The 9560-nt window shown below is 68.7% G+C and carries 7 protein-coding genes and 1 pseudogene; 5 read left to right on the top strand and 3 right to left on the bottom strand.

Going from position 1 to position 9560, the window contains the following annotated elements; all coding sequences use genetic code 11:
• The 3 genes and pseudogenes from VHB27_RS09375 to VHB27_RS09365 all read right to left on the bottom strand — a co-directional run.
• Window positions 1-195: pseudogene (locus VHB27_RS09375) on the bottom strand (hypothetical protein); the annotation flags it as partial.
• Window positions 192-1085 (bottom strand): J domain-containing protein, encoded by an 894-nt coding sequence (locus VHB27_RS09370; protein ID WP_325599585.1) that lies wholly within the window; start codon window positions 1083-1085, stop codon window positions 192-194. The gene VHB27_RS09370 and the pseudogene VHB27_RS09375, both read right to left, overlap by 4 nt.
• A 36-nt stretch (window positions 1086-1121) precedes the next feature.
• Window positions 1122-1898, bottom strand: coding sequence for an enoyl-CoA hydratase (locus tag VHB27_RS09365; RefSeq protein ID WP_325599583.1), 777 nt, complete (start codon window positions 1896-1898; stop codon window positions 1122-1124).
• Between the two features lie 31 nt (window positions 1899-1929).
• On the opposite strand from VHB27_RS09365, the gene VHB27_RS09360 reads away from it, so the two are divergent.
• From VHB27_RS09360 to VHB27_RS09340, 5 genes are all read left to right on the top strand, one after another.
• Window positions 1930-2331, top strand: coding sequence for an acyl-CoA thioesterase (locus VHB27_RS09360; protein ID WP_325599581.1), 402 nt, complete (start codon window positions 1930-1932; stop codon window positions 2329-2331).
• Window positions 2332-2383: 52 nt separating this feature from the next.
• Window positions 2384-3562, top strand: coding sequence for an isovaleryl-CoA dehydrogenase (locus VHB27_RS09355; protein WP_325599579.1), 1179 nt, complete (start codon window positions 2384-2386; stop codon window positions 3560-3562).
• 101 nt (window positions 3563-3663) lie between these two features.
• Window positions 3664-5802 carry an alpha/beta hydrolase domain-containing protein gene (locus VHB27_RS09350; protein ID WP_325599577.1) on the top strand — a complete coding sequence of 713 codons (2139 nt, stop codon included), beginning with the start codon at window positions 3664-3666 and terminating at the stop codon, window positions 5800-5802.
• Window positions 5803-5923: 121 nt separating this feature from the next.
• Window positions 5924-7510 carry a carboxyl transferase domain-containing protein gene (locus VHB27_RS09345; RefSeq protein WP_325599575.1) on the top strand — a complete coding sequence of 529 codons (1587 nt, stop codon included), beginning with the start codon at window positions 5924-5926 and terminating at the stop codon, window positions 7508-7510.
• Between the two features lie 5 nt (window positions 7511-7515).
• The gene (locus VHB27_RS09340; RefSeq protein ID WP_325599573.1) at window positions 7516-9474 is read left to right on the top strand and encodes an acetyl/propionyl/methylcrotonyl-CoA carboxylase subunit alpha; all 1959 of its coding nucleotides are present in this window, start codon (window positions 7516-7518) and stop codon (window positions 9472-9474) included.
• Window positions 9475-9560: the final 86 nt, after the last annotated feature.

Raw genomic sequence — 9560 nt, 5'->3', positions numbered from 1 at the left:
CGGCATCGTCTCCTCCGACACCGCCATGCCATGGCGGAAATCGCGGATCAGCCGGATGCGGGCGATATCGACCTCGGCGAACTCCCAGTCAGGGGCGACGCCGCCGGGGCGGACCCAGCCGCGTTCGACCCAGGTGACGATCTCGTTCTCCCGCAGGTCGGGGAACATGGCGACAATCGCCGTATAGCGCATCATGAACCCTCCCTCGGGCTATGCGTGCTCCGGGGTGTCCAGGTCTTGAGGAACTCGGCCAGTTCCGGCTCGTCTCCCGGCGGCAGCACGACCTGAAGCTGCACGAACTGATGTCCCTGCCGGATGCCCTTCCCGCGCAGCCGCAGCCTTGTGCCGGTGCCCGAACCGGCCGGTACCGCCAGGCGGACCGGGCCGTGCACCGTCGGCACCTCCAGCGAGGTACCAAGCACCGCTTCCTTCAGCGTGACCGGGACGTCGGTGATGATGTCGTCGCCGTCGCGGTGGAAACGCGGATCGGGGGCGACGGCGATTTCGATCAGCGCATCGCCGGCCGGCGCACCGTTCCACCCTGCCCCGCCTTGGCCGCGCAGGCGCAGCACGTGCCCATCCTCGGTCCCCGCCGGGATCCGGACATCCAGCGTCTTGCCGTCCGGCAGCGTCAGCCGCCGCGTCACCCCGACGGCGGCGTCCACGAAGCTGACGGTCAGGCTGTATTGCGCATCCCGCCCGCGCCGCGGATTGCCGCTCGCGCCCCAGTCGGAGCGGCGGCCTGCCCCGCCGAAGGCCTGGGAGAAGAACGCCTCCAGGTCCTCCTGCGAGAAGCCGCCGGCGGCGTCGTAGTGCTCATGCCCTTCGGCATCACGGTAGTATTGGCGTTGGGTATGCACTTCGTGCCCTTCCGCGTCGATCTCACCGCGATCGAACTTCCCCCGCTTCTCCTTGTCGGACAGCAGGTCATAGGCGGAGCTGATCTCGCCGAAGCGCGCCGCGGCGTCGGCCTGGCCGGGATTGACGTCCGGGTGGTGCTTCTTCGCAAGCTTGCGGTACGCGGCGCGAATTGCCGCCTCATCGGCGGTGCGCTCCACGCCCAGGATTTCGTAAGGATCTCTCATGGCAGCGCAATCACCTGGATATGACAGGACCGCGGATCAAGTCCCGCTCCAGACCGGAGAACGTTTCTGCAGGAACGCATCGATCCCCTCCTCGGCGTCGCGGGCCATCATGTTGCGGGTCATGACCTCGGACGCATAGGCATAGGCATCGGCCAGGGGCATCTCGACCTGACGGTAGAACGCCTCCTTCCCGATCGCCAAGGTCAGCGGGCTTTTCGAGGCGATCTGCTCCGCCAGCGCCCGCGTCGCCTGCCCCAACTCCGCATCGGCGACGACGCGGTTGACCAGGCCGATTTCCCGGGCACGCCAGGCGGGGACCAGGTCGCCGGTCAGCAGCATCTCCATCGCCGCCTTGCGGCCGACCGCGCGCGACAGCGCCACCATGGGGGTCGAGCAGAACAGGCCGATATCGACGCCGGGCGTGGCGAAGCGGGCCGCTTCCCCCGCCACGGCCAGGTCGCAGGAGGCGACGAGCTGGCAGCCGGCGGCGGTGGCGACGCCATGGACCTGGGCGATCACCGGCTTCGGCAGGTGCACGATGCGCTGCATCAGGACCGAGCAGGTGGCGAACAGCGCCTCATACGCCGCGCGGGTCGGCGTCGCGCGGACTTCCCGCAGGTCGTGGCCGGCACAGAAGGCCGGCCCGTTGGCGGCGATGACGACCACCCGTGCCGCCTGCTCCGCGGCGATGGCCTGCAACTGTGCGTCCAGCGCCTGCATCAGCGGCATGGACAGCGCATTTCGGGCAGCCGGCCGGTTGAGCGTCAAGGTGACGATGCCGTCGCGGTCGTCTCGAAGCAGGATATCGGTCATGATGGCGGCAGCTTAGCAGAGGGACACGACGATGCCGAATGATACCGCGCAAGAACGGGCGATCCCGCGTGGGGAGCTGTCGCTGCGCACCGTCGCGATGCCGGCCGACACCAACCCGGCCGGCGACATCTTCGGCGGCTGGATCATGTCGCTGATGGACCTCGCCGCCGGGGTCGCCGCCGGCACGCGCGCCAAGGGCCGGGTCGCGACGGTCGCCGCGTCCAACCTGAGCTTCCTTCGCCCGGTCAAGGTGGGCGACGTGGTCTGTGTCTATACCGAGATCAGGAAGACCGGCCGCACCTCCATCACGGTCGGCGTGGAAACCTTCGTCCTGCGCCGCAACCAGGGAGAGCGGGAGAAGGTGACGGCGGGTGAGTTCGTCATGGTGGCGGTGGACGATTTCGGCACGCCGCGTCCGCTGCCCGCAGCGTAAAGTAGCGCCCGCCCCGCCGCCATGGCAGTGAACGCACCAGGAGAACCCCGCCATGACCACCCTGCCCAACCGCCTCCCCGGCCTGAACTTCGACCTCGGTGAGACCGCGGACATGCTGCGCGGCACGGTCGAAGCCTTCTCGGCCGATGAGATCGCGCCGCGCGCCGCCGCCATCGACCGCGAGAACCAGTTCCCCATGGACCTCTGGCCCAAGCTCGGCGACCTGGGCGTGCTGGGCGTCACCGTATCCGAGGAATACGGCGGCGCCGGCATGGGCTACCTGGAGCACGTGGTGGCGATGGAGGAGATCTCCCGCGCCTCGGCCTCGGTCGGGCTGTCCTACGGCGCGCATTCCAACCTGTGCGTCAACCAGATCTTCCGCAACGGCAATGACGACCAGAAGCGCCGCTATCTGCCCGGCCTGATCGACGGCACCAAGGTCGGCGCCTTGGCGATGAGCGAGCCGGGATCGGGTTCCGACGTCGTCTCCATGCGCACGCGGGCCGACAGGAAAGGCGATCGCTACGTCCTGAACGGCGGGAAGATGTGGATCACCAACGGCCCGGACGCCGACGTGCTGGTGATCTATGCCAAGACCGATCCGAACGCAGGCCCGCGCGGCATCACCGCCTTCCTGGTGGAGAAAGGGTTCAAGGGTTTCTCGACCGCGCAGAAGCTCGACAAGCTGGGGATGCGCGGATCGAACACCTGCGAGCTGATCTTCCAGGACTGCGAAGTGCCGGCGGAAAACGTCCTGGGTACCCTGGGCCGTGGCGTGAACGTGCTGATGTCGGGCCTGGATTACGAGCGTGCGGTCCTCGCCGCCGGGCCGCTGGGGATCATGCAGGCCTGCATGGACGCGGTCGTCCCCTATGTCCACGAACGCAAGCAGTTCGGACAGGCGATCGGCGAGTTCCAGCTCATGCAGGGCAAGCTCGCGGACATGTACACGACGATGAACGCGGCCAAGGCTTACGTCTACGCCGTCGCGAAAGCCTGCGACCGCGGCGAGACCACCCGCAAGGATGCCGCCGGGGCCATTCTTTACGCCGCCGAAAAGGCCACCTGGATGGCCCTGGAAGCGATCCAGGCGCTCGGCGGCAATGGTTACATCAATGACTACCCGACCGGCCGGCTGCTGCGCGACGCGAAGCTGTATGAGATCGGCGCAGGCACCAGCGAGATCCGCCGCATGCTGATCGGGCGCGAGCTTTTCGCCGAAACCGCCTGAGCTTTTCGTTGCGCCGGGGCATGGCGATCGATAGTCTCAGGCACAATGCACAATCCTGAGACCAGTTCCTGGCCCCCCGGACGTCCTTCGGGCAGCCGGCATTGCCGCGGCTGATGCGGCACCTGCTGTCCGGCCTGATCGTCGCCCTGGCGATGCTCTCCGTCCTGTCCACCGCCCAGGCCCGTATCACCCGCATCGAGATCGAAAAGACCGAACCCGCCTATGGCGGCAAGCTGTTCGGTGACGTCGGGGCCTATGAGCTTCTGACCGGCAAGGCCTATGGCGAGGTCGACCCCAAGCTGCCGGGCAACGCGATCATCCAGGATATCGACCTCGCTTCGCGGAACGCGCGCGGCATGGTCGAGTATTCGACCGACATCGCCATCCTGCGCCCGGCCGATCCCCGGCATTCCAACCACATTCTGCTGTTCAACGTGGTCAACCGCGGCAACAAGGGCGCCGTCTCGCTGTTCAACGCGGACGCATCCGCGGTCCAGGCGGAAAACAACCTGTTAGCAGCGCCAGGCGACGGCTGGCTCCAGCGCCAGGGCTACACGCTGATCTGGTTCGGCTGGCAGGGCGACGTGCTGCCCGGCAACGGACGGATGACCATACGCGTGCCGGTCGCGCACAACCCGGACGGCTCCACCCTCACCGGCATCGTCCGAGCCGAGATGGTGGTGACGGATTTGACCGACAGCCTGCCGATCTCGGCCGGATGGTTCACGCGGGCGGGGACGCACAGGCCGTACCCGTCCGTCAGCACGGATAACCGGAGGCCGCTGGCGGACGGGTTCCTGCCCACGTTGACCGTCCGGGGGCGGGAGAACGCGCCACGCCGGCCTATCCCCAACGCCGCCTGGCATTTCGGCGTCTGCGGCGCGGCCGAGGCCGATCCCGCCACGCTCTGTCTGCCGTCGGGCTTCCAACCGGGCCATCTCTATGAGCTGATCTATCGTGCCAAGGACCCGATGGTGCTTGGGCTGGGCCTGGCCGCGGCGCGCGACCTGGGGACGTTCCTGCAAACCCGCGACCAGGACGATGCCGGCACGCCGAACCCGGTCATCCATGGGGCGGGCGTGAAATCCATCCTGATGGGCACGTCGCAGAGCGGCCGCTTCGTCCGCACCGTCATCATGCTGGGCTTCAACCAGGCCGAGACCGGCGGCCGGGTGTTCGATGCCGCGATGCCGCATATCGGCGGCGGGATGATCGCGCTGAACATCCGCTTCGCCCAGCCGGGCCATGCCTGGGGCGAGGAGATCGACCACCTCGCCCCCGCCTATGAGTTCCCGTTCAGCTACACCCGCCAGACCGACCCGCTGACCGGCCGCACGCAAGGCGTGCTCGACCGCTGCGAGGCGACGAACACCTGCCCGCTGATCATCCACGCCGCGACGACGCTGGAGATGTGGGAAGGACGGCAGTCGCTCAGCTTCACCGACCCGCTGGGCCGGCACGACGTGGCGGACCCGCCGAACGTCCGCACCTATATCCTGGCGAGCACCCAGCACGCGCCGGCCCTGTCGCCGCAGCCGCGGGAGGCGCCGTTCGGGGCCTGCTACCAGCAAAGCAACCCGAACCCCTACACCTGGACCATGCGGGCGTTGCTGGATGCGCTGACCCGTTGGGTGCGCGACGGGACGCTGCCTCCGCCCAGCCAGGTCCCGACGATCGCCGCCGGCACGCTGGTAGCGCCCGACGCCGTGCGCTTTCCGGAGATTCCCGCGACCGACTACGGCGGCGTGGAACGGCCGGAAGTCCGGTTCCTGGCCGTGAACAACCCGCTGGCGGTGTATGACCGCGGGCCTGGCTACAAGGCAGGCATGATGACGGGGGTGATCACCCGCGACCCACCCGGCGTCGGCGACGCGCGCTACCAGGTGCTGGTGCCCCAGGTGAACGCCGACGGCAACGACCTGGGCGGCATCCGCGGCCTGTTCGTGCAGGTGCCGATCGGGACCTATACCGGCTGGAACCTGTTCCGGGACGACTGGTTCACCAACGGGTTCTGCACCCTGCTGGGCAGCTTCATCCCCTTCGCGGCGACCCGAGCGGACCGGGAGAGGACCGGCGATCCGCGCCCCTCGATCGAGGAACGCTACAAGTCGCGGGAGGCTTATGTCGCCGCGATCCGCGAAACCGCCGCGAAACTGGTCGCCGCCCGCTTCCTGCTGCCCGAGGACGCGGAGCGGCTGGTGGCGGTAGCAGAACTGAACGGGATCCGGACCGGGCCCTAGGGAGCGATGCCAACGGCCTAGATCGTGCCCCTTTCCGATGCGGCCGCCCACCGCGCCCCCTTTTGCCGCCGCCCAAGCTTCGCTATGCCAGCAACGCGTCCAACAACCGCGAACGGCCCGCATGCTGCGATCCAACCTGAACCCGAGGTCCGAGGAATTCCTCTCCAACGCCGCATCGATGCGGACGCTGGTGGACGACCTGCGCGCCAAGGTCGCCGCCGTCGCCCAGGGCGGCGGTGCCGCCGCTCGGGACCGCCATGTCGCCCGCGGCAAGCTGTTGGCGCGCGATCGGGTGGCGGCGCTGATCGACCCCGGCTCACCGTTGCTGGAGCTGTCCCAGCTTGCCGCCTATGGGCTCTATGGCAATGAAGTGCCGGCTGCCGGGATCGTCACCGGCATCGGCCGCATCTCCGGCCGGGAATGCGTGGTCGTTGCCAACGACGCGACCGTCAAGGGCGGCACCTATTTCCCGATGACGGTGAAGAAGCATCTCCGCGCGCAGGAGATCGCGCGGAAGAACGGCCTTCCCTGCATCTACCTGGTGGATTCCGGCGGCGCTTTCCTGCCGATGCAGGACGAGATCTTCCCCGACCGGGACCATTTCGGCCGCATCTTCTTCAATCAGGCGAACATGTCGGCGGAAGGCATCCCCCAGATCGCCGTGGTCATGGGCAGTTGCACCGCCGGCGGCGCTTATGTCCCGGCGATGTCGGACGAGAGCATCATCGTCCGCAAGCAGGGCACGATCTTCCTCGGCGGCCCGCCCCTGGTGCAGGCCGCGACCGGAGAAATCGTCTCGGCCGAGGACCTGGGCGGCGCCGACGTCCATGCCCGCACGTCCGGCGTCGTCGATCACTATGCCCGCAACGACCATCACGCGCTGGCGATCTGCCGGCGGATCGTTGCCGGCCTGAACCGCGGCAAGCCGGCCGGTCCGCCGCGGCGCAAATCCGAACCGCCGCGCTATGATCCCGCCGAACTGGTGGGCGTCGTGCCGGCCGACCTGCGCACGCCTTATGACGCGCGGGAGGTAATCGCCCGCATCGTCGACGGCAGCGATTTCGACGAGTTCAAGAAACTCTACGGCACCACGCTGGTCTGCGGCTTCGCGCACCTGTTCGGCTATCCCGTCGGCATCATCGCCAACAACGGCATCCTGTTCAGCGAGTCGTCGCTGAAAGGCGCGCATTTCATCGAACTTTGTTCCCAGCGCAACATTCCGCTGATCTTCCTGCAGAACATCACCGGCTTCATGGTCGGCCGCAAATACGAATCCGGCGGCATCGCCAAGGATGGCGCGAAACTGGTCACCGCCGTGTCGACCACGTCCGTGCCCAAGCTGACGCTGATCGTCGGCGGCAGCTACGGCGCGGGGAATTACGGCATGTGCGGCCGCGCCTATGACCCGCGCTTCCTGTTCATGTGGCCCAACGCCCGCATCTCCGTCATGGGCGGGGAGCAGGCGGCCGGCGTGCTCGCCACCGTGCGCAGCGGATCGGCCGATTGGACCAAGGAGCAGGAGGAGGCGTTCAAGGCGCCCATACGCGCGCAATACGAAACGCAAGGGCATCCGTATTACGCCACCGCCCGCCTGTGGGACGACGGGGTCATCGACCCCGCCGACAGCCGCCGCGTCCTCGGCCTCGCGCTGTCGGCCGCGCTCAATAAACCCATCGAACCGACGCGCTTCGGCGTCTTCCGGATGTAGCCGGCATGTTCCGTTCCCTGCTGATCGCCAATCGCGGCGAAATCGCCTGCCGCATCGCCCGCACCGCAAGGCGGATGGGGATCGAAACGATCGCGGTCTATTCCGAGGCCGACGCGCATGCCATGCATGTCGGCGCCGCCGACCGCGCCTTCCCGATCGGGCCGGCACCGGCGCGCGACAGCTACCTGGACATTGCCCGCATCATCGAGGCCGCGCGCGCCGCCGGGGCCGAGGCGATCCATCCCGGCTATGGCTTCCTGTCGGAAAATCCCACGTTCGCCGAGGCTTGCGAGCAGGCCGGCATCGTCTTCGTGGGTCCCCCGCCCTCGGCCATGCGCGCCATGGGATCGAAATCCGCCGCCAAGGCGCTGATGGAAACCTCCGGCGTGCCGCTGCTGCCCGGCTACCACGGCGACCGCCAGGACGCCGCCTTCCTGTCGGACCAGGCAGCGCGCATCGGCTTTCCGGTCGTCATCAAGGCGGTGTCGGGCGGCGGCGGGCGCGGCATGCGCGTGGTCGACAGCGCCGATGCGTTCGACGCCGCCCTGGCCTCCGCCCGGCAGGAAGCCGCTTCGGCGTTCGGCGACGACCGTGTGCTGATCGAACGCTACCTCCAGCGTCCGCGCCATATCGAAGTCCAGGTTTTCGCCGACACGCTCGGCAACGCCGTGCATCTGTTCGAGCGCGACTGTTCCGCCCAGCGGCGCCACCAGAAGGTGATCGAGGAAGCGCCGGCCCCCGGCCTGTCCGCCGCCCAGCGGGAGGCGATGGGCCAGGCCGCCGTCGCCGCCGCCCGTGCGGTCGGATATGTCGGCGCCGGAACGGTCGAGTTCGTCGCCGACGCCGGCGGCTTCTACTTCCTGGAGATGAATACCCGCCTGCAGGTCGAACACCCGGTCACCGAAATGATCACCGGCTTCGACCTTGTGGAATGGCAGTTGCGCGTCGCCGCCGGCGAGCCCCTGCCGGCTGGTCAGACGCAGATACGCGTGTCGGGACATGCGATCGAGGCGCGCATCTATGCCGAGGACCCGGCCCGCGACTTCGCCCCGTCCATCGGCCGGCTGGCCAGTTTCGTCACGCCCGCAACCAGCCCCGATATCCGGGTCGACACCGGCTTCGCCACGGGTGATTCGGTGTCGATCCATTACGATGCGATGCTGGCCAAGCTGATCTGTCATGGCCCGACGCGGGATGCCGCGCTGACCCGGCTGCGGCGTGCGCTGGACGCCTGCCTCGTCGCCGGCGTGGCCAGCAACCTGGACCTGCTGGGCCGCATCGCCGCCCATCCCGATTTCGCCGCCGGCGGCATCGACACCGGCTTCATCGCGCGGGAAGCGGCGACGCTGCTGGCGCCCCAGGCCACGCCGCCGGCCGGCATCCTGGCGGTCGCCGCCCTGGCGGTGCTGAACGCCGAGACGCCGGCCAGCGACGATCCCTGGGACAGCCGTGATCAATGGTGGATCAACGCCGATCCGGTCCGGACGCTCGTCTTCACCGACGGAACAGCGCAGTTCCCCGTGCACGTGCGGCGTGACGGCGCCGCCTGGCGCATCGACGGCGTCCGGGCGACGGCAGGGTCGGCCGGCGAGCACGTCGTCGTGTCGCTGGACGGCATCCGCCGGTCTGTGCTGGCCGCTCGGGACGGCAACGCGATCACGTTGCGCGACGCCGGCCAGACCTGGCGGCTGACGCTGCCCGATCCGCTGTCGGCCGATGACGACGAGGAAGACGCCGGCGATCGCCTGATCGCGCCGATCCCCGGCCAGGTGACCCAGGTCGCAGTCAAGCCCGGCGATCAGGTCAGCCGGGGCGACATCCTGGTGGTGATGGAGGCGATGAAGACGGTCTTCCGCCTCGCCGCCCCGGCGGATGGGGTGGTGGCGTCCGTGTCCTGCGTGGTCGGAGAGACAGTCCAGGAAGGGCAGATCCTGGTGGGGTTCGGCGAGGCGCCGGAGGGCTGACACCGGTCATGGTCGGCGTCTCTCCCGTGGGAGGCGCCCCCACGACGGAGAGGGCGCCCCCCACGACGGAGAGGGCGCCCCCCACG

It is taken from the genome of Rhodopila sp. (assembly GCF_035548235.1).
GTDB lineage: Bacteria > Pseudomonadota > Alphaproteobacteria > Acetobacterales > Acetobacteraceae > Rhodopila.
Note: the sequence above shows the minus strand (reverse complement) of the source record. Positions and strands in the feature narration are given on the sequence as shown.